Raw genomic sequence first — 20,042 nt, forward strand, 5'->3', positions numbered from 1 at the left:
AGCGTAGGAAAACTACCGCCTAGCCGTACGATTAGTCCTTGCCACCCTATCCATGTTTAACTTGAACGTTCATTCAAGTTAAACCGGTGGTTCGCTGCCCGCTCACAACAGGAGGCTTGCCTTTGCTGAGTCCGATCATTTCAGCCACGTTTCAACCCCTCGAGGTGCACGTTTCATGAGTGCATCGTCTACCCCCGCCAGCGGTCTGGTACGCATGAATCCGCCGGTGTTCTACTTCGCCGCGACGGTCATTCTGCTGTTTGGTCTCGTTGTCATCGCCATGCCGGAGCAGGCAGGCGCCTGGCTGCTGGAAGCGCAAAACTGGGCGGCCAATACGGTCGGCTGGTACTACATGCTCGCGATGACCCTGTATCTGGTCTTCGTGGTGGTCACCGCCTTATCCGGCTACGGCAAGATAAAACTCGGTGCCGACCACGACGAGCCCGAATTCAGTTACTTGTCCTGGGCCGGCATGCTGTTCGCCGCCGGGATCAGCATCACGCTGTTCTTCTTCTGCGTCTCTGAACCGCTGACCCATATGCTCCAGCCGCCGCAAGGCGAGGCGGGCACCGCGGATGCGGCACGTCAGGCGATGCAGATTCTGTTTCTGCACTGGGGCCTGCATGGCTGGGGCGTGTTTGCCTTCGTCGGCATGGCGCTGGCCTACTTCGCCTACCGCCACAACCTGCCGCTGGCGCTGCGCTCGGCGCTGTATCCGCTGATTGGCAAACGCATCAACGGCCCGATTGGTTACGCAGTGGACGGCTTCGGCATCATCGCCACGGTGTTCGGTCTGGGCGCCGACATGGGTTTTGGTGTGCTGCACCTCAACTCCGGTCTCGACTACCTGTTCGGCATCGCTCACACCCAGTGGATTCAAGTCGGTCTGATCACGCTGATGATGGGCGCGGCGATCATCGTTGCCGTCTCCGGCGTCGATAAAGGCGTGCGTGTGATGTCCGACATCAACATGCTGCTGGCCTGTGCGCTGCTGCTGTTCGTGTTGTTCGCCGGGCCTACCCAGCACCTGCTCAACACCTTGATCCAGAATCTTGGCGACTACCTCGGCGCCTTGCCGATGAAGAGTTTCGACCTCTACGCCTACGACAAACCGAGCGACTGGCTCGGCGGCTGGACAGTGTTTTACTGGGCCTGGTGGATTGCATGGTCGCCGTTCGTGGGCCTGTTCATCGCCCGGATTTCCCGTGGCCGGACCATCCGTGAATTCGTTTTCGGCGTGCTGCTGATTCCGCTCGGTTTTACCCTCGCGTGGATGTCGATTTTCGGCAACAGCGCGCTGGATCAAGTGCTCAACCACGGCATGAGCGCGCTGGGCATGTCGGCCATCGACAATCCGTCGATGAGCATTTACCTGCTGCTGGAAACCTACCCGTGGAGCAAAACCGTCATCGCCGTGACGGTGTTTATCAGCTTCGTGTTCTTCGTGACGTCTGCCGACTCCGGCACCGTGGTGCTCTCGACCCTGTCGGCCAAGGGTGGCAACCCAGACGAAGACGGGCCGAAATGGCTGCGAGTGTTCTGGGGCGCGATGACGGCGCTGATCACCAGTGCGTTGCTGTTCTCCGGCAGTATCGATGCGCTGAAATCAGCGGTAGTGCTGACCTCGTTGCCGTTCTCGTTGATCCTGCTGTTGATGATGTGGGGCTTGCACAAGGCGTTCTATCTGGAGTCGCAGAAGCAGATCGCGCAGTTGCACTCGCTGGCACCGGTCTCCGGTTCACGGCGCGGTACGGGCGGCTGGCGTCAGCGGCTGAGTCAGGCGGTGCACTTCCCGTCGCGTGACGAGGTGTACCGCTTCATGGACACCACGGTACGCCCGGCAATTGAAGAAGTGACGGCGGTGTTCGTTGAAAAAGGCCTCAACGTGGTCACCCAGCCGGATCCGGCGAATGACAGCGTCAGCCTCGAAATCGGCCATGGTGATGCGCATCCGTTCATCTATCAGGTGCAGATGCGCGGCTACTTCACGCCGTCGTTCGCGCGTGGCGGGATGGGCTCGAAGCAGCTCAACAATCGTCGCTATTACCGCGCCGAAGTGCATTTGAGCGAGGGCAGTCAGGACTACGATCTGGTCGGCTACACCAAAGAGCAGATCATCAACGACATCCTCGACCAGTACGAACGGCACATGCAGTTCCTGCACTTGGTCCGTTGATCGGCGCCTGAGCGTCGGGTCCGTTCAGGACTCGGCGCTTAGCACCATGAACAACACCATCGCCGCCATCGGTATGCCGAACACCGCACTGCCAATCGCAATTTCCGAACCTAGCGGCTGGCCCGCATGCACCACTCCCACGGCGCCATTAATCATCGTCAATGCCAGCCACAGGGCGGCGAAGCCGTAGGCCATGGTCTGGCGGCTGAAGCCGATGCGCTCGCCGATGTAGAGCATCAGAGCGAGCAGGACCAGGCCGAAGAAAATGATGATGGCAGTGTGCATGGCGGGTTCTGTCTGGTGAAGGTGCATTGCCTGAATAATCGCTTTCGCGAGCAGGCTCGCTCCCACAATGGATCTCGGCTGGACATAAATTTTACGTACACAGGAAATCCCTGTGGGAGCGAGCCTGCTCGCGATAGGGCCACCTCGGTGTTCTTTAGAGCATAGCCAATCCAGCCCCTACCATATTCATCAGGTGCTTTCGCGCTCAATGACCTGGCATTGCAGCAGGTTCAGCCGTTGCACCTCGTCGCTCGGCAACACGCCAAGACTTTCCAATACGCGTGTTGCGGCCAGTACGCCGATCTCCAGCGCCGGTGGTTTGATCGTGCTCAGGCTCGGCAAAAGCATCTCGGCGAACGGGTAATCGCCGAAGCCAAGAACGGCACAGTCTTCGGGGATTTTGAAACCGGCGCGTTGCCCGGCGAGCAGGCCGCCGGCGGCGAGGTTGTCGTTGGCGAAAATGATTGCGTCGGGGCGCGGTGAGGCATTCATCAGCGCATCCATCGCCTGTTTGCCGGCCTCGAATGGCGCACGATCAGCGTCAGGGGCGTAGACCCAAGGATCCAGGCCGGATTTACGCAAGGTCGCCGCGTAACCATCGCGGCGTTCCAGGGCGCTGAAGTCCCCCGGCGCACTGTTCTGCACGAAGGCGATACGTTGGTAGCCTTTTTCCAGCAGATATCTGGCGGCTGTCACGCCCACCTCGAAATGCGAAAAACCGATCTGCATCGGCTCACGCGCCGGCTGGTAATCCCACGTCTCGATCACCGGAACATCCGCCTCGGCGATCATCTTTTCCGTGCCCGCACTGTGAAAGTGACTGGTCAGCACCAGCGCCGCTGGCGACCAGCCGAGAAACGCACGCACGGCGTTTTCTTCTTGTTCAGTGCTGAAGTAACTCGACGCCAGCAACAGCTGATAGCCATAACGACTGAGCGTATCGCTGAAGCCTTGAATGGTATTGGCGAAGATCGGCCCGGAGATATTCGGGATCACCATGCCGACGATTTTCCCCCGCGCCGAGGCCAGCCCGCCGGCCACCAGATTCGGCACGTAACCCAACTCGGCCACCACCGCCGCAATCCGCTCGCGACGCTCGGGCGAAACCTGCTCAGGCTGGTTGAAATAGCGTGACACGGTGATCGCCGAAACCCCGGCCTCACGCGCCACGGCATTCAGCGTTACACGTCCGGCGCCACGGCGTTTGCGGGGTTTTTCTTCGCTCAAGGTTCGATCCTTCTTAAAAACCAAATCGCATATAAAAGTAATTTTTCAGTATTGGACGCTCTATGTACGGCTTGCCAATACTGTCGATGGTAGCGCTAACAAAGCGCGCTGTCTGCTACTCGCTCGAGCGAATGCCCAAGACACCGATTCAGGCGCTGTCGTCGCAGAACGGCAGCGGTTAAGGGCCAATTTCGAGCGGGCAAACATGCACAACATTCCTGGGGCGACAAACAAACTGGCGCAATCGATCCGCGCCGCTGGTTGGTTATTTACGGGGTTGGCGGCGCTGCCGTTGCCCAACGCATTCGCTACCGAGAGCAGTGATCAGGAGCCGACACTCAAATCCGTGACCGTCACCGCCACGCGCCGCGAAGAATCGCTGCAAAAGGTGCCGGTCGCGGTCTCGGTGATCGACGGCGAACAACTTGAGCGCGACAACCGCAACGGCGTGGCGAGTATCGTGCAGCAAGTGCCGTCGCTGAATTTCCGCACCGGCGCATCGAACAAGGACACCTCGTTGTTCGTGCGCGGCGTCGGTACGATTTCCACCTCGCCGGGCGTCGAGCCGACCGTGGCGACGGTAATCGATGGTGTGGTCTACGCGCGTCCCGGCCAATCCACTCTCGACTTGCTGGATCTGGAGCGCGTCGAAGTGCTGCGCGGCCCGCAAGGTACGCTGTTCGGCAAGAACGCCTCGGCCGGTGTACTCAACATCACCAGCAAGGCGCCAACCGCCGAGACCCACGGTTACATCGATCAGTCGTATTACAGCGGCAACGAAAGCCGCACCCGATTCGGCATTGGCGGCAGCCTGATTCCGGACACGTTGAAAGGCTCGATCAGCACGCTGTTCGGCACCTACGATGGCAACGTCGACAACCAGCACAGCGGCCAGGAGGTCAACGGTTACAACCATCGTGGCGTGCGCGGCAAACTCGAATTCACCCCGAATGACGACGTCACCTTCACCTTGATCGCCGACTACATGCAGTCCCACGACGACGGTCCAAACGGCGTGGTCAGCAAGTCGCTGACCCCGGCCTTCGCCAACGCGCTGAGTTCGGTCAATGCAAGCAGCCACAACCGCGACATCAACACCGACACCCGCTCACACGTTGAGGACACCAACAAAGGTCTGTCCGGCCAGCTCGACTGGCAACTGGGCGATTACACCCTGACGTCGATCACCGCGTGGCGCGGTTGGGACAATACGCAGTATCAGGATGGCGACCGGCTCGGCACAGTGACCGCAGCGTTTCCCGGGACCGCGGACAAGGGCGATCTGGCCTTCGATCAATACTCGCAGGAGCTGCGCCTGGCTTCGCCGAAGGGCGAATTTCTCGAATACGTCGGTGGCCTGTTCTACATGCACGGCAAGGACGACGAGACCTATCAACGCACGCTGACAACGACCACACGCACCGATCGCGGCGTCGCTGATTACAGCACCACCAGCGACAGTTACGCCGTGTTTGGCGAGAGCACGCTGAACTTCACCTCGGACTTTCGCGGCATCGCCGGCCTGCGCTACACCCACGATGATCTCGAATACGATCACCGCCGCGTTTCCACTTCGGCGACCACGGTCAGCGGCATTCAACCGGCCACCAGCAGTTCCGGTTCGGTGGACGAAGATGGCTGGTCCGGTCGCCTCGGCGTGCAGTACGACCTCAGCGATACCGTCACTACTTACCTGACCTACTCGCGCGGCTACAAAGGCCCGGCCTACAACGTGTTCTTCAACATGCAGCCGCGCGACACCGAGGCGCTCAAACCGGAAACCTCCAACACCTGGGAAGCGGGGATCAAAGCGACGAGCTGGAACAATCGCCTGACCACCAACCTCGCGATATTCCACAGCGAGTACGACAACTATCAGGCGAACTTCTTCGACACCGTCGCCGGGCAAGTGGTGACGCGCCTGATCAACGCTGGCAGTGTCAGCACCGAAGGTGTCGAACTCGATTACGCCTTGCAGGCGACCCAGCAATTGAAGCTGTCCGGCGCACTCGCCTACACCCGCGCGCGCATCGACGAATTCGCCTGCCCGGCAGGCGCAGCGGCGTCGTGCAACGTCAACGGCAAACCGCTGCCGTTCAGTCCGGACTGGAAAAGCTACGTGCGCGCCGACTACAGCATCCCGCTGGATAACGGTCTGGATATCGAACTCGGCACCGACTACAGCTGGCAGAGCGAAGTGCAGTACGACATCAGCCAGAACGTCGACACCAAGCAGGGCGCCTACGGTCTGTGGAACGCCAGTGTCGCGCTCGCCGACTACAGCAACGGCTGGCGCATCGCGTTGCTCGGCAAGAACCTCACCGACAAATCCTATTCGCCGTTGCTTGCCAGCGGCGGCAATTACATCTATCGCGCTGTGCCACGGGATGACGAGCGCTACTTCGGCGTGCAACTGCGCAAGGATTTCTGAGATGAGCAGACAGTTGAAACTCGGCGCATTCCTCATGGCCACCGGGCACCACGTGGCGGCGTGGCGTCATCCGGATGTGCCGGCGAATGCGGGTCTGGATTTCGCCCATTACAAACGTCTGGCGCAGATTGCCGAGGCGGCAAAATTCGATGCGTTGTTTGTCGCCGACAGCGTCGCCGCGCCAACTCAGGACATCGCCAGCCGCATGGCGCGTTCCGATCACTTTGAGCCGCTGACGTTGCTCTCTGCCCTGAGTGCGGTGACCGAGCGCATCGGCCTGATCGCCACGGCGACCACCAGTTACAACGAGCCGTATCATGTGGCGCGCAAATTCGCTTCGCTCGATCACCTTTCCGGTGGGCGTGCGGGGTGGAATCTGGTGACGTCGGACAATGCTGCCGAAGCGCTGAACTTCGGGCGAGACGAACATATCGGTCACGCCGAGCGCTACAGCCGCGCTCGTGAATTTCATCAGGTCGTGACCGGACTTTGGGACAGTTGGGAGGACGATGCCTTCATTCGCGACAAGGCCAGTGGCGAGTATTACAACCCTGCGAAATTGCATGTGCTGGATCACGCAGGTGAGCACTTCCGGGTCAAAGGCCCGCTGAACCTCGCGCGTTCGCCGCAAGGGCACCCGGTGATTGTTCAGGCCGGTTCTTCCGAGACTGGGCGTGAATTGGCGGCGCAGACCGCTGAGGTGGTGTTCACCGCGCAGACCTCTCTGGCCAACGCTCAGGCGTTCTACGCCGACCTCAAAGCACGTTTGCCCAAGTACGGTCGCAGCGCCGATTCGCTGAAAGTCATGCCCGGGGTTTTTGTCGTGGTCGGCGGCACCGAAGCCGAAGCACAGGAAAAATGTGAAACGTTTCAGCAATTAGTCGAACCCGAGGTTGGCGTTGCCTTGCTTGGGCGTATGCTGGGTAACTTCGATTTGTCGAAGTACCCGCTGGACGGGCCGTTGCCGGAGTTGCCGCTGACGGAAAGCGGTCAGCAGAGCCGGCAGAAATTGCTCACTGAGCTGGCGGGGCGCGAGAACCTGAGCCTTGCCGATCTGGGGCGCAAGATTGCGGGCGGGCGCGGGCATTACAGCCTGGTCGGTACGCCGGAGCAGATCGCTGATCGCTTGCAGGAATGGTTCGAACAGGGCGCGGCGGACGGTTTCAACGTGCTGGTGCCGCACTTGCCCGGCGGGCTCGAAGACTTCGCCAATGGCGTGGTCCCGGAACTGCAACGGCGCGGGCTGTTCAGAACCGAGTATGAAGGCCGGACGTTGCGCCAGAACCTGGGTCTGGCCCGACCCGGCAATCGATTTGTGTAACACCCTTCGCTAGCAGGCTAGCTCCCACAGGGAAATGCATTCCAATGTGGGAGCTAGCCTGCTAGCGATGAAGTCGACACCCATTTCAAGACAGACAAGAGAGGATTCGATGACTTACACCGCTGCCGAAAACCGCTATGACTCCATCCCTTACCGCCGCGTCGGCCGCAGCGGTCTGGTGCTGCCGGCGCTGTCGCTGGGCCTGTGGCACAACTTCGGCGACAGCACGCCGATCGACACCCAGCGTGCCTTACTGCGCACCGCGTTCGACTTGGGGATCAACCACTTCGACCTGGCCAACAACTATGGCCCGCCGTACGGCAGCGCCGAGATCAATTTCGGCCGCCTGCTGCGCGAAGATTTCAAGCAGTATCGTGATGAGCTGATCATCTCCAGCAAGGCCGGTTGGGACATGTGGCCCGGCCCTTACGGCCAGGGCGGCGGCTCGCGCAAATATGTGCTGGCCAGCCTCGACCAGAGCCTGCAGCGCCTCGGTCTGGACTATGTGGATATCTTCTATTCGCACCGTTTCGACCCGGATACCCCGCTGGAAGAAACCGCCAGCGCCCTCGCCACTGCCGTGCAACAGGGCAAGGCGTTGTACATCGGTATCTCGTCGTATTCCGGGGTGAAAACCCGTGAAATGGCGGCGCTGTTGAACGAGTGGAAAGTGCCGCTGCTGATTCATCAACCAGCGTACAACCTGCTCAATCGTTGGGTGGAAAAGGATCTGCTGGATACCACCGATGAACTCGGTACTGGCGTGATTGCTTTCACTCCACTGGCGCAAGGTCTGCTCACCGACAAATACCTCAACGGCGTGCCGGCGGATGCGCGGGTCAATCGTCCGGGCGGTGGTTCGTTGCAGGCTTCGCATCTGTCCGAGGCCAACATCGCTCATGTGCGGGCGTTGAATGAAATTGCCAAGCGTCGTGGTCAGAGTCTGGCGCAACTGGCACTGGCGTGGACGTTGCGGGATTCACGGGTGACCTCGGCGCTGATTGGTGCGAGCCGGCCGGAGCAGATTATCGAGAACGTCGGGGCGTTGAAGAATTTGAGCTTCAGTGCTGAGGAGCTGGCGGAGATTGACCGGTTTGCCCAAGAGGGCGGGATCAATCTTTGGGAGAAGCCTTCGACGGCGGAGTGAGTCACCCTCACCCCAGCCCTCCCGAAACGTCGGACCGCCCAGAGGGAGAGGGGGCCGACCGAGGTGTCTGTAGCCATACATCGACCTGAAAAACCGAGTCGACTATGGATTCAGCAAAGCAATATCAGGTCGGCGTACCTCTAAAACATCCCCCCTTTCAGTTCCCTCTCCCTCCGGGAGAGGGTTAGGGTGAGGGGCTTTTGGCTGTTAAAACGGCTCAACGAAAAAACGGCACATCCCCCAACACCGTCGCCCGCTGCATCACCCGCCGCGCCGGCCGATAATCATCCACCGCGTAATGCTGAGTCACGCGGTTATCCCAGAACGCAATGTCGTCCTGCTGCCAACGCCAGCGAATGGTGAATTCCGGCCGCGTCGCATGGGCGAACAGAAACTTCAGAATCGCCTCGCTCTCGGTTTCCGACAGCTCATTGATCTTCGACGTGAAGCCTTCATTGACGAACAACGAACGCCGCCCGCTGACCGGATGCGTACGGATCACCGGGTGCGACAGCGGTGGATTCTTGCGCCGTGCCTCTTCCCACTGCGCCAACGCTTCAGGCGTATTGCCATAACGCTCCAGTGGAAACGAGCGAGTGAAATCGTGGGTCGCGGTCAGCCCTTCGAGCAAGGCTTTCATTGACGCCGACAGCGCTTCGTACGCAGCAATCCCGCTGGCCCACAGCGTGTCGCCACCGAACTCCGGCAGCAACTTGGCGCTGAGCACCGCGCCCATCGCCGGCGTCGGCAGGAAGGTCACGTCGGTGTGCCAGATCGCGTTGTCACGCACGTCGGTGACGGCGGTGTCGAGGATCAACACTTCCGGTTGTTCCGGCACGTTCGGGTAGATCGGGTGAATGTGCAGATCACCGAAGTACGCGGCGAAACGCGCTTGTTGTGGCGGTTCGATTGGCTGGTTGCGGAAGAACAACACTTGATACTTGAGCAGCGCTTGTTCGATGGCGTCGCGGTGTTCCAGGCTCAGCGGCTGACTGATGTCGACGCCGCTGATCTGCGCGCCGAGGGCCGAGCTTAATGGGGTGATGTTGAGGCTGCTCATGGTCTTTCTCTTCGAATTCGAGTGTCATGCTTTTGTGGGAGCGAGCCTGCTCGCGAATGCGGAGTGTCAGGCGACAGTGCAGTGACTGATCCGACGCTTTCGCGAGCAGGCTCGCTCCCACAGGGGAAGTTTCACAAGGCGATTTAGTGGGCCTGGCCGTGCCACGGCACCAGTTTGCGTTGCAGGGCGCGCAGGCCCATTTCCATGGCGAAGGCGATCAGGGCGATAACCAGAATCCCCAGCACCACCACATCGGTGACCAGGAATTGCGCGGCCGACTGCACCATGAAGCCCAAGCCACTGGTGGCTGCGATTAATTCAGCGGCGACCAACGTCGACCAACCAACCCCCAGACCAATGCGCACGCCAGTCAAAATATCCGGTAACGCGCTCGGCAAAATTACATGACGAATCAGCTGCAAACGCGTCGCGCCCAGCGACTGCGCAGCACGCAATTTCGCCGGATCAACCGTGCGCACACCGGTCGCGGTGGCAATGGCAATCGGCGCGAAAATCGCCAGATAGATCAGCAGCACTTTCGACAACTCGCCGATGCCGCACCAGATCACGATCAGCGGCAAATAGGCCAGCGGTGGGATAGGGCGGTAGAACTCGATCAGCGGATCGAGCACGCCACGGGCGATGCGATTGGCCCCGATGGCAATGCCCACCGGCACGGCGGTCAGGATCGCAAAACCGAGGCCCAGACCGATGCGGCTCAGGCTGGCGCCCAAGTGCTGCCACAACGTCGAATCCATGTAACCAGTAGTCGCCAGCAACCAGCCTTTTTGCAGCACGGCGGACGGTGGCGGCAGGAACAGCGGCTCGATCAATCCAGTGGCTGTTACGGCCCACCAGATTGCCAACAACGCGAACAGCGTCAGCAGGCTGATCCAGCGCGTGCTGAGGCTGCGGCGTACGGGAATCGCCACGGATGGTTTCGCGGGTTTTACCGCAGCCGAGGAAACGTCGTAACTGCTCATGCGCGCTCCTGCCGTTGTGCGGCGCTGCGTTGCGAGAACACTTTGCTCAGCACGTGTTCACGGGTTTCGATAAAACGCGGATCGGATTTGATCGCACGGGCGGACTCGCCAGTGGCGTAACGCTGACCGAAATCCAGGTGCAGACGCTCAACGATCTGCCCCGGATTCGGCGCGAGCAGAATCAGGTCAGTGGCGAGGAACACCGCTTCTTCAATGTCGTGGGTAATCAGGAAAACCGGTTTGGCCGTGCGCTGCCAGACTTGCAGCAACAGCTCCTGCATCTGTTCGCGAGTGAACGCGTCGAGGGCACCGAAAGGCTCGTCCATCAGCAACACGCGCGGATCAGCGGCGAGCGCGCGGGCGAGGCCGACACGTTGCTTCTGGCCACCGGAGAGTTGCCAGATGCGGCGACTTTCGAACCCTGAGAGATCAACCAGCGCGAGCATTTCACGGGCGATTTTTTCGCGCTTGTCCTTGGCGATACCGGCCAGCTCCAGACCGAATGCAACGTTGGCCAACACGTCCTGCCAAGGCAGCAAAGCGTCGTCCTGGAACACCACGCCACGTTCGGCGCTCGGGCCTTTGACCGGCACACCGTCGAGGGTGATGCGCCCGGCGCTCGGCTCGACGAAACCGGCAATCAGGTTCAACAGCGAAGTCTTGCCACTGCCGGACGGGCCGAGGGCCACCAGCAATTGCTGAGGCCCCAGGGTCAGAGAAATATCCGCCAGCACCGGTGTCGGGCTGCCCGGGTACTGTGCGCTGATGCGCTCCAGCTGTAGCAAGGCCATCGCAGTTAACTCCCGGTCAGTTGGTGATGTATTTGGCGCTGACGTACGGCGCGTAGTCCGGCAGAACCGCTTCGACCTTGCCCTGCTCCTTGAGGAACGCGGCGGTGTCGGTGATGGCTTTGGTGGTCGGCGCGCCTAGGGTGACGACTTGATCAGCCGCCAGCGGGTAGACGTTGCCTTGCAGCAGCAGCGGAATGTCGCTGGCCTTGGCGCCGGAGAGTTTCACCAGTTTGTCGACGTTGGACTGATTGGCGAGCCAGGCTTTCGGGTCTTTGCGGTAGTCGGCGTAGGCGTCGAGGGTGACCTTGGCGAACGCGGTGACGATTTCCGGGTGCTTCTCGGCGAAGTCTTTGCGCACGATCCACGCATCGAACGTCGGCGCGCCAAACTTGGCCAGTTCGCCGGAGGTGATCAGCACTTTGCCGTTTTCCTTGGCGACACCGAGTGCCGGATCCCACACGTAGGTGGCGTCGATGTCACCGCGTTTCCACGCGGCAATGATCGCTGGCGGGGCGAGGTTGAGCACGGTGACTTTCGACGGATCAATGTTCCAGTGCTTCAGCGCCGCGAGCAGGCTGTAGTGACCGGTGGATACGAACGGCACGGCGATTTTTTTGCCGATCAGGTCTTGCGGGGTCTTGATCCCGGAACCGTCGCGAGCGACCAGTGCTTCGGCGGCGCCGATCTGGGTGGCGATTAGGAAGGTTTCGACCGGGACTTTGCGCGTGATCGCGGCGGTCAGCGGGCTCGAACCGAGGTAGCCGATCTGCACGTCACCGGAGGCGATGGCGGCGATGATGTCGGCGCCGTTGTCGAACTTGCGCCAGGCGATGTCGGCTTTGGTGGCTTTTTCGTAGGCGCCGTCGGCCTGGGCGACTTTCGCCGGGTCAACGGTGGTTTGGTAGGCGACGGTAAGGTCGGCGGCCTGGGCCAGAAAACTCGCGGCAGCCAGAGAGGCCGCGGCCAGCAGGCGAAGCGGGAAATTCAGTTTCATTGAACAGCTCCATATCAGGCGACCGAGCGTCGGCGTGAAAGGAGACTAAATGATCTAAGAATCAGTAAATAAATAACTTTTTAGAATGAGCTTATGAGCGGAAAAATCTAAGGCTTGGTGGGATTGGGGGGGTAGATCGTTCCCACGCTCTGCGTGGGAATGCAGCCGGTGACGCTCCGCGTCACCTGGACGCAGAGCGTCCCTTGAGGCGTTACCACGCGGAGCGTGGGAACGATCAGAATTGTGGATATTTCGGATCTTGCGTTCGACGTTAGATCTTTGCCCCCTCACCCCAGCCCTCTCCCCCAGGGGGGCGAGGGGGAAAGGGAGCCGATCTTTGTGCTTTTCAAGGCCTGAGTTCGGCTCGGTATTTCACGTCAGCGTACTTCGCACCAACAACCCGGTCAGTCCCCTCTCCCTCCGGGAGAGGGTTAGGGGGAGGGGCTCTTCAGTTGCTGATCGCCAAAATACTCGCCTGATACGACCCGACGAATACGTCGAAATCACCGACTTCGTTCTGCTCCAGCTCAGCCTGCGCTGCCAGAGAAGTACGCGCCAGCTCCTCAAACTTCGCCTGCTCATCCGCCGCCAAAGGCTCGCTACGGAAAAACTCGGCATGGACCTGGCTCTGACGTAGCGAAAACTGCGCAAAGCTTTCCTTGTGCTCCGCCATCGCCGCCAACACTTGCGCGGATGGCGTAAGGGACGGATCGCTGACCTTGGCCAGTTGCGCATCCAGCGCCTTGCTGTGCGCATCGCCGCCATGGCTCTGATCCAGCAGCGCCGCCAGCGGGGCGATTTGCTCCAGCAGTTCTGCCGCCCAGGTCTTCATCTCGACCGGTTCACCGTCACGCTGCAATTGCAGGCCTGGACGACGACCTTCCTTGACCACGCTGAGGAAGTTCGACGTCGCATTGCCGCACGAGGTGTTGGTCAGCAACGGGCTGTCGTTCAGCGCGCAGTACAGCAGGAACGCGTCGAGGAAGCGCGACTCGGTGAGGTCGATGCCCATCGGCAGGAACGGGTTGATGTCCAGGCAACGCACTTCAACGTACTGAATGCCACGGGCCACCAGCGCCTGAATCGGCCGCTCGCCGGTATAGGTCACGCGTTTCGGGCGGATGTTGGAGTAGTACTCGTTTTCGATCTGCAGGATGTTGGTGTTGAGCTGCACCCACTCACCATCTTGGTGCGTGCCGACTTCAACGTACGGCGCGTACGGCGTGGCCACGGCTTTGCGCAGGCTGTCGGTGTAGCTCGCCAGATCGTTGTAGCAAGGCGTCAGACCGGCCTGGGCGTTGCTCTGGTAACCAAGGTCGCTCATACGCAGGCTGGTCGCGTACGGCAGATACAGCGTGTCTGGATCGAGCGGTTCCAACTGATGCGAACGGCCACGCAGGAAACCGGCGTCCAGCGCTGGCGAAGCACCGAACAGGTACATCAGCAGCCAGCTGTAACGACGGAAATTACGGATCAGTGCGATGTAGGAAAACGACTGGTAATCGCGATCGGTGCCGACAAAACCTTCGGTTTCGCGCAGCAGTGGCCAGAGCTTTTCCGGCAGGGAGAAATTGTAGTGAATCCCGGCGATGCACTGCATGGTCTTGCCGTACCGCAGGGCCAGGCCCTTGCGGTAGACGTACTTGAGCTGACCGATGTTGGAGGTGCCGTAGTAGGCGATCGGGATGTCTTCCTCGGCCGGCAACGGGCACGGCATCGATGGACTCCACAGGTACTCGTTGCCGAGCTTGCTGTAGGCAAAGCGGTGAATCTTGTCCAGGCTCGCCAACGTGTCGGCCGGATCCGGCAGAGCGGGCGTGATGAATTCCAGCAGCGACTCGGAGTAGTCGGTGGTGATTTGTTCGTTGGTCAGCGCGGAACCCAAGGCTTCGGGGTGCGGCGTTTGCGCCAGGCGACCTTCGCTGGTCACGCGCAGGCATTCACGTTCGATACCGTGCAGGCACTGCTCGAGCAGAGAGAGGTTAGCGCGCTCGCCGAGCAGAGCCAGGCGGCGGTTGAGAAGTTCGCTCAATTTGGATTCCTTCACGCGTCAGTCGCCCCAATATGGGGGTGGGCAAGACGGTCTACAAGGGTGAAGTTGAAACTGGCGTTTTCGCCTGGTTTTTCTAGCCGGTCAGCCGCACACATACCTGTAGGAGCTGCCGCAGGCTGCGATCTTTTGATCTTGCTATTGAAAAACAAAATCAAAAGATCGCAGCCTGCGGCAGCTCCTACAGGATTCGTTGCGCCGAAATTAACTCAAAATGATGACCGGTAGCTACAGGACAGCGAACGTGCCTTGCGCTTTTGCGACCAGTTTGTCGCCCTGCATCACGTCGGCTTCGACCACCAAAGTACGTCGGCCCGGGTGAATCACCCGCGCCGTGCACATGACCTCACCGTCGGAAATGGCGCGGATATAGTTGATCTTGCATTCGATGGTCGCGCTCTGCTGATCGAAGCCATGAGTGCTGGAACAGGCCAGCCCCATGGCGATATCGACCAGACTGAACAGCGCGCCACCGTGCAATTTGCCGCCGCGATTGCGCAGTTCCGGTTCCAGCACCAGGGCGACTTGCGCCACCCCGGTTTCCAGGCTGTGCAGGCGGCAGCCCAACAGCTTGAAAAACGCGCTCTCGACGAGCCCGGCCGGAATCTCCATCAGCGTTTCTTCAACTGCTTGGCGTTGGCGAACAGCGAGGCCATCGCGTTGTTCACTGGCGCTGCGGTGGCGGTTTCCTTGCGCGGCGCGTTGTTCGAAGGCTGGCGTTGCGCCGAGCCTGGACGCGAGCCACGGGCGCCGTCGATCTTCTCGCCCGGGGTGTCGCCCATGCGCATCGACAGACCGACGCGTTTGCGCGGAATGTCGACTTCCATGACCTTCACTTTCACCACATCGCCGGCCTTCACCGCTTCACGCGGGTCCTTGATGAACTTCTCCGACAGCGCCGAGATGTGCACCAGACCGTCCTGATGCACGCCGATGTCGACGAAGGCACCGAATGCGGTCACGTTGGTGACAACGCCTTCGAGGATCATCCCCAATTGCAGGTCTTTGAGGTCTTCAACGCCTTCCTGGAACTCGGCAGTCTTGAACTCCGGACGCGGGTCGCGGCCCGGTTTTTCCAGCTCTTGCAGGATGTCGGTGACGGTTGGCAGACCGAACGTCTCGTCGGTGAATTTCTTCGGATCCAGACGCTTGAGGAACCCGGCATCGCCGATCAGCGAGCGAATGTCGCGGTCGGTTTCAGCGGCAATGCGCTGCACTAGCGGGTAGGCTTCCGGGTGAACGGCCGACGAATCCAGCGGGTTGTCGCCGTTCATCACGCGTAAGAAACCGGCCGCCTGTTCGAAGGTTTTTTCGCCCAGACGCGCGACTTTCTTCAGCGCTGCGCGGGTTTTGAACGCACCGTGTTCGTCGCGGTGCGTGACGATGTTTTGCGCCAGCGTCGCGTTGAGGCCGGAGATCCGCGCCAGCAGCGCCACCGAAGCGGTGTTCACGTCAACGCCGACGGCGTTCACGCAGTCCTCGACCACAGCGTCCAGGCCGCGCGCCAGTTTCAACTGCGAAACGTCGTGCTGATACTGGCCGACACCGATGGATTTCGGATCGATTTTCACCAGCTCAGCCAGTGGATCCTGCAGACGACGGGCGATGGACACCGCGCCGCGGATCGACACATCCAGATCCGGGAATTCCTTGGCCGCCAGTTCCGACGCCGAGTACACCGATGCACCGGCTTCGGAGACCATGACTTTGGTCATCTTCATCGCTGGATATTTTTTGATCAGCTCGATCGCCAGTTTGTCGGTCTCGCGGCTGGCGGTGCCGTTGCCGATGGCGATCAGATCAACTGAATGCTTGGCGCACAGGGCGGCCAGAATGGCGATGGTCTGATCCCATTTGTTGTGCGGCACGTGCGGGTAAACCGTGGCGTGATCAAGCAGTTTGCCGGTCGAGTCGACCACGGCGACCTTGCAGCCGGTACGCAGGCCCGGGTCGAGACCCAGTGTTGCACGCGGGCCGGCCGGGGCGGCCAGCAGCAAGTCGTGCAGGTTGTGGGCGAAGACGTTGATCGCTTCGGTTTCGGCGCCGTCACGCAGCTCGCCGAGCAGGTCGGTTTCCAGGTGGGTGTAGAGCTTGACCTTCCAGGTCCAGCGCACCACTTCACCGAGCCACTTGTCGGCCGGGCGGTTCTGGTTCTGGATGCCGAATTGCTGGCCGATCATGCCTTCGCACGGGTGCATGGTGCCCGGCAGTTCGTCGCCGACTTTCAGCGCGGAGCTGAGGATGCCTTCGTTGCGTCCACGGAAAATGGCGAGCGCGCGGTGCGACGGCATGCTTTTCAGCGGTTCGTCGTGTTCGAAGTAATCGCGGAACTTGGCGCCTTCCTCTTCCTTGCCAGCGATGACGCGGGCACTGAGGGTCGCTTCCTGTTTCAGGTAGTTACGCAGTTTCTCCAGCAGGCTGGCGTCTTCTGCGAAGCGTTCCATGAGGATGTATTTGGCGCCTTCGAGCGCAGCCTTCACGTCGGCCACGCCTTTTTCGGCATCGACGAAGCGTGCGGCTTCGGTTTCCGGGGTCAGGTTCGGGTCGTTGAACAGGCCATCGGCCAAGTCGCCGAGGCCGGCTTCCAGGGCGATCTGGCCCTTGGTACGGCGCTTCTGCTTGTACGGCAGGTACAAGTCTTCGAGGCGAGTCTTGGTGTCAGCAAGTTTGATGTCGCGCTCAAGGGCAGGGGTGAGTTTGCCTTGCTCTTCGATGCTGGCGAGGATGCTGATGCGCCGTTCGTCGAGTTCTCGCAGGTAGCGCAGGCGCTCTTCCAGATGACGCAACTGGGTGTCATCGAGGCTGCCGGTGACTTCTTTCCGGTAACGGGCGATGAAGGGAACGGTAGAGCCTTCATCGAGTAGCGCGACGGCCGCTTCGACCTGTTGTGGGCGTACGCCGAGTTCCTCGGCAATGCGGCTGTTGATGCTGTCCATAAAACCACCTGACATATTGTGAAATCAGGCTCGCAGGCACGGAAATAAAGGCCCGGAGTCTGGTTGAGCGGCTAGAAAATTGCCGCTGCCTGGGTCAAAAGGCAGCCCATTGACCCTTGAAATCGAACAATTACTGCGCGCGGCAGGAAAAAAAGCCTGCCACCTGCGGTAACGATTCAGACGTTGCCTGGCACAAAACGCCGCGCATTATAACCAGCGTTCTGTCATTCGGGGGCGTCGCAGTCTGTAGGCATAAACCCCGGTTTTCTGGCAGTGAAGGAAAAATCTGCTAACAATGCACACGGTGCGTATAACGGCAGCTACGCCATAATGCGCGCCGAGCTAAAAGGAGCATCCAATGAGCAGCACTGCACAAACTGCTGAAGGCGAAAAAATTCTCATCGTTGACGACGATCCGGGCTTAAGCAGCCTGCTGGAACGTTTTTTCGTCAGCAAGGGCTACCGTGCCCGCACCGTACCGAACACCGAGCAGATGGATCGTCTGCTGTCGCGTGAAGTTTTCAATCTGGTGGTCCTCGACCTGATGTTGCCTGGCGAAGACGGTCTGACCGCGTGCCGCCGTCTGCGGGCCGCGAACAATCAGATTCCGATCATCATGCTCACCGCCAAGGGCGATGAGATGAGCCGCATCAAAGGCCTGGAACTGGGCGCCGACGACTATCTGGCCAAGCCGTTCAACCCGGATGAGCTGATGGCCCGTGTCAAAGCTGTCCTGCGTCGTCAGGCCGCACCGGTACCGGGCGCGCCGGGCAGCGAAGACGAAAACGTCACCTTCGGTGATTACGTCTTGTCGCTGGCCACTCGCGAATTGAAGCGCGGCGAAGAAGTGCACATGCTCACCACCGGTGAGTTTGCGGTACTCAAGGCTTTGGTAATGAACGCGCGTCAGCCACTGACCCGTGACAAACTGATGAACCTGGCCCGTGGCCGCGAGTGGGATGCCCTCGAGCGTTCCATCGATGTGCAGATTTCCCGTCTGCGTCGCATGATCGAGCCTGATCCGTCGAAGCCGCGCTATATCCAGACTGTCTGGGGCGTGGGCTACGTGTTCGTACCGGATGGTGCCGCCACCAAGTGATCGGTGATTTGTAGGAGCGGGTCTGCAGGTTTTGGTCGAACGGCCATGCCCGCAGACTCGCAATCCGCAATATGCGAGCATTGCTCGCTCCTGCAAGTGTGTAGCGGTTATAGATGAAAACCCCTGTCTGGTTCCCCCAAAGTTTTTTCTCCCGCACCCTTTGGCTGGTGCTCATCGTCGTGCTGTTTTCCAAGGCGCTGACCCTGGTTTATCTGTTGATGAACGAGGACGTGCTGGTGGATCGCCAATACAGCCATGGCGTCGCCCTGACGCTGCGTGCCTATTGGGCTGCGGATGAAGAAAACCGCGCAAAGATTGCTGATGCGGCGACCCTGATCCGGGTGGTCGGCGCCGGTGTGCCGGAAGGCGAACAGCACTGGCCGTACAGCGAAATCTATCAGCGACAAATGCAGGCGGAGCTGGGCGCCGACACCGAAGTGCGCTTGCGCATGCACTCGCCGCCAGCGTTGTGGGTGCGCGCGCCGAGCCTCGGTGATGGCTGGTTGAAGGTGCCGTTGTATCCGCACCCGTTGCGTGGCCAGAAAATCTGGAACGTGCTCGGCTGGTTCCTCGCCATCGGCTTGCTCTCGACAGCCTCTGCATGGATTTTCGTCAGTCAGCTCAACCAGCCGTTGAAACGTCTGGTGTATGCCGCCCGGCAGCTTGGTCAGGGCCGTAGCGTGCGGCTGCCGATCAGCGATACACCGAGCGAGATGACCGAGGTCTATCGCGCTTTCAACCAGATGGCGGAAGACGTCGAACAGGCCGGTCGCGAGCGTGAATTGATGCTGGCCGGCGTATCCCATGATCTGCGCACACCGTTGACCCGCTTGCGCCTGTCGCTGGAGTTGATGGGCGACCGCAACGACCTGACCGACGACATGGTGCGCGACATCGAAGACATGGACGCGATTCTCGACCAGTTCCTCGCGTTTATTCGTGATGGTCGCGACGAGTCGGTGGAAGAGGTGGATCTGACTGATCTGGTGCGCGAGGTGGCGGCGCCATACAACCAGAATGAAGAGAAAGTGCGTTTGCGTCTGGAGCCGATTCAGCCGTTCCCGCTGCGTCGGGTCTCGATGAAGCGCTTGCTCAATAACCTGATCGGCAACGCCTTGAACCATGCCGGCGGTAGCGTGGAAGTCGCGGCTTATGTGTCCGGTGACGTCAATGCGCCTTATGTGGTGCTGAGCGTGATGGACCGCGGCGCGGGGATTGATCCTTCGGAACTTGAAGCGATTTTCAACCCGTTTACGCGAGGCGATCGTGCCCGGGGCGGTAAGGGCACCGGCTTGGGGTTGGCGATTGTGAAGCGGATTGCTTCGATGCATGGCGGCAATGTTGAATTGCGTAATCGGTCCGGGGGTGGACTGGAAGCGCGGGTGAGGTTGCCGTTGGGGCTAATGTTGCCTAGGGACGCTGTGTAGATCAAAAGCCCCTCACCCCAGCCCTCTCCCGGAGGGAGAGGGAGCCGACCGAGGTGTCTTGCGTCATACATCGACCTGCAAAATCAGGTCGATTATGGATTCAGCGGTACTCGTT

General features: G+C 60.4%; 15 protein-coding genes. 6 read left to right on the forward strand and 9 right to left on the reverse strand.

Annotated elements, in window-relative coordinates; translation table 11 throughout:
* Nucleotides 1-214: 214 nt before the first annotated feature.
* Nucleotides 215-2,176: a choline transporter BetT gene (gene betT / locus LOY43_RS01155; protein WP_163030199.1), complete on the forward strand. Its 1,962-nt coding sequence runs from the start codon at nucleotides 215-217 to the stop codon at nucleotides 2,174-2,176.
* Nucleotides 2,177-2,200: 24 nt separating this feature from the next.
* On the opposite strand, the gene LOY43_RS01160 is transcribed toward betT, so the two are convergent.
* Together LOY43_RS01160 and LOY43_RS01165 are read right to left on the reverse strand one after the other, a co-directional pair.
* Nucleotides 2,201-2,461 carry a hypothetical protein gene (locus LOY43_RS01160; RefSeq protein ID WP_095125269.1) on the reverse strand — a complete coding sequence of 87 codons (261 nt, stop codon included), beginning with the start codon at nucleotides 2,459-2,461 and terminating at the stop codon, nucleotides 2,201-2,203.
* Between the two features lie 189 nt (nucleotides 2,462-2,650).
* Entirely contained in the window at nucleotides 2,651-3,688 is a 1,038-nt protein-coding gene (locus LOY43_RS01165; RefSeq protein WP_095047092.1) for a LacI family DNA-binding transcriptional regulator, read from the reverse strand.
* A 205-nt stretch (nucleotides 3,689-3,893) separates the two neighbouring features.
* Here LOY43_RS01165 and LOY43_RS01170 point away from each other — a divergent pair, with 205 nt between their 5' ends.
* The 3 genes from LOY43_RS01170 (at nucleotide 3,894) to mgrA (ending at nucleotide 8,587) form a co-directional block, all read left to right on the forward strand.
* On the forward strand, nucleotides 3,894-6,119 hold the full coding sequence (locus tag LOY43_RS01170; RefSeq protein ID WP_258709084.1) for a TonB-dependent receptor: 2,226 nt from the start codon (nucleotides 3,894-3,896) through the stop codon (nucleotides 6,117-6,119).
* A gap of 1 nt (nucleotide 6,120) precedes the next feature.
* A complete protein-coding gene (locus tag LOY43_RS01175; protein ID WP_258709085.1) occupies nucleotides 6,121-7,440 on the forward strand; it encodes an LLM class flavin-dependent oxidoreductase in 1,320 nt (439 codons plus the stop codon).
* A 109-nt stretch (nucleotides 7,441-7,549) separates the two neighbouring features.
* Nucleotides 7,550-8,587: an L-glyceraldehyde 3-phosphate reductase gene (gene mgrA, locus LOY43_RS01180; protein ID WP_095125272.1), complete on the forward strand. Its 1,038-nt coding sequence runs from the start codon at nucleotides 7,550-7,552 to the stop codon at nucleotides 8,585-8,587.
* A gap of 217 nt (nucleotides 8,588-8,804) precedes the next feature.
* On the opposite strand, the gene tauD is transcribed toward mgrA, so the two are convergent.
* The 7 genes from tauD to LOY43_RS01215 all read right to left on the reverse strand — a co-directional run bounded on the left by tauD (nucleotide 8,805) and on the right by LOY43_RS01215 (nucleotide 17,401).
* Nucleotides 8,805-9,647 (reverse strand): taurine dioxygenase, encoded by an 843-nt coding sequence (gene tauD, locus LOY43_RS01185; protein ID WP_095125273.1) that lies wholly within the window; start codon nucleotides 9,645-9,647, stop codon nucleotides 8,805-8,807.
* 143 nt (nucleotides 9,648-9,790) lie between these two features.
* On the reverse strand, nucleotides 9,791-10,630 hold the full coding sequence (tauC, locus tag LOY43_RS01190; protein ID WP_095047097.1) for a taurine ABC transporter permease TauC: 840 nt from the start codon (nucleotides 10,628-10,630) through the stop codon (nucleotides 9,791-9,793).
* Complete coding sequence (gene tauB, locus LOY43_RS01195; RefSeq protein ID WP_095125274.1) at nucleotides 10,627-11,421, reverse strand: taurine ABC transporter ATP-binding subunit; 795 nt, start codon at nucleotides 11,419-11,421, stop codon at nucleotides 10,627-10,629. Before tauB ends, tauC begins: the two co-directional genes overlap by 4 nt.
* Nucleotides 11,422-11,437: 16 nt before the next feature.
* Nucleotides 11,438-12,415 (reverse strand): taurine ABC transporter substrate-binding protein, encoded by a 978-nt coding sequence (gene tauA, locus LOY43_RS01200; protein ID WP_095125275.1) that lies wholly within the window; start codon nucleotides 12,413-12,415, stop codon nucleotides 11,438-11,440.
* 448 nt (nucleotides 12,416-12,863) lie between these two features.
* A complete protein-coding gene (gshA, locus tag LOY43_RS01205) occupies nucleotides 12,864-14,447 on the reverse strand; it encodes a glutamate--cysteine ligase (RefSeq protein WP_258709086.1) in 1,584 nt (527 codons plus the stop codon).
* Nucleotides 14,448-14,693: 246 nt separating this feature from the next.
* Entirely contained in the window at nucleotides 14,694-15,077 is a 384-nt protein-coding gene (locus LOY43_RS01210) for a PaaI family thioesterase (RefSeq protein WP_258709087.1), read from the reverse strand.
* Nucleotides 15,077-17,401, reverse strand: a complete 2,325-nt coding sequence (locus LOY43_RS01215; protein ID WP_095047101.1) for a Tex family protein — start codon at nucleotides 17,399-17,401, stop codon at nucleotides 15,077-15,079. The genes LOY43_RS01210 and LOY43_RS01215 overlap by 1 nt, the downstream gene beginning before the upstream one ends.
* 358 nt (nucleotides 17,402-17,759) lie before the next feature.
* Between LOY43_RS01215 and ompR the strand changes: the two genes are divergently transcribed.
* Both ompR and LOY43_RS01225 read left to right on the forward strand, forming a co-directional pair.
* On the forward strand, nucleotides 17,760-18,500 hold the full coding sequence (gene ompR, locus LOY43_RS01220; RefSeq protein ID WP_095047102.1) for a two-component system response regulator OmpR: 741 nt from the start codon (nucleotides 17,760-17,762) through the stop codon (nucleotides 18,498-18,500).
* Nucleotides 18,501-18,613: 113 nt separating this feature from the next.
* Nucleotides 18,614-19,927 (forward strand): ATP-binding protein, encoded by a 1,314-nt coding sequence (locus LOY43_RS01225; RefSeq protein WP_095047103.1) that lies wholly within the window; start codon nucleotides 18,614-18,616, stop codon nucleotides 19,925-19,927.
* The last annotated feature ends 115 nt before the right edge of the window (nucleotides 19,928-20,042 follow it).

It is taken from the genome of Pseudomonas sp. B21-041, assembly GCF_024748675.1.
Taxonomy (GTDB): Bacteria; Pseudomonadota; Gammaproteobacteria; order Pseudomonadales; family Pseudomonadaceae; genus Aquipseudomonas; species Aquipseudomonas neuropathica.

What these genes read in the sequence shown, in the direction of transcription:
- LOY43_RS01225 (WP_095047103.1), top strand. Translation starts at nt 18,614, where the DNA reads ATGAAAACCCCTGTCTGGTTCCCCCAAAGTTTTTTCTCCCGCACCCTT.
- LOY43_RS01175 (WP_258709085.1), top strand. Translation starts at nt 6,121, where the DNA reads ATGAGCAGACAGTTGAAACTCGGCGCATTCCTCATGGCCACCGGGCAC.
- mgrA (WP_095125272.1), top strand. Translation starts at nt 7,550, where the DNA reads ATGACTTACACCGCTGCCGAAAACCGCTATGACTCCATCCCTTACCGC.
- tauD (WP_095125273.1), bottom strand. Translation starts at nt 9,647, where the DNA reads ATGAGCAGCCTCAACATCACCCCATTAAGCTCGGCCCTCGGCGCGCAG.
- tauB (WP_095125274.1), bottom strand. Translation starts at nt 11,421, where the DNA reads ATGGCCTTGCTACAGCTGGAGCGCATCAGCGCACAGTACCCGGGCAGC.
- tauC (WP_095047097.1), bottom strand. Translation starts at nt 10,630, where the DNA reads ATGAGCAGTTACGACGTTTCCTCGGCTGCGGTAAAACCCGCGAAACCA.
- betT (WP_163030199.1), top strand. Translation starts at nt 215, where the DNA reads ATGAATCCGCCGGTGTTCTACTTCGCCGCGACGGTCATTCTGCTGTTT.
- LOY43_RS01170 (WP_258709084.1), top strand. Translation starts at nt 3,894, where the DNA reads ATGCACAACATTCCTGGGGCGACAAACAAACTGGCGCAATCGATCCGC.
- LOY43_RS01160 (WP_095125269.1), bottom strand. Translation starts at nt 2,461, where the DNA reads ATGCACACTGCCATCATCATTTTCTTCGGCCTGGTCCTGCTCGCTCTG.
- tauA (WP_095125275.1), bottom strand. Translation starts at nt 12,415, where the DNA reads ATGAAACTGAATTTCCCGCTTCGCCTGCTGGCCGCGGCCTCTCTGGCT.
- LOY43_RS01210 (WP_258709087.1), bottom strand. Translation starts at nt 15,077, where the DNA reads ATGGAGATTCCGGCCGGGCTCGTCGAGAGCGCGTTTTTCAAGCTGTTG.
- ompR (WP_095047102.1), top strand. Translation starts at nt 17,760, where the DNA reads ATGAGCAGCACTGCACAAACTGCTGAAGGCGAAAAAATTCTCATCGTT.
- LOY43_RS01215 (WP_095047101.1), bottom strand. Translation starts at nt 17,401, where the DNA reads ATGGACAGCATCAACAGCCGCATTGCCGAGGAACTCGGCGTACGCCCA.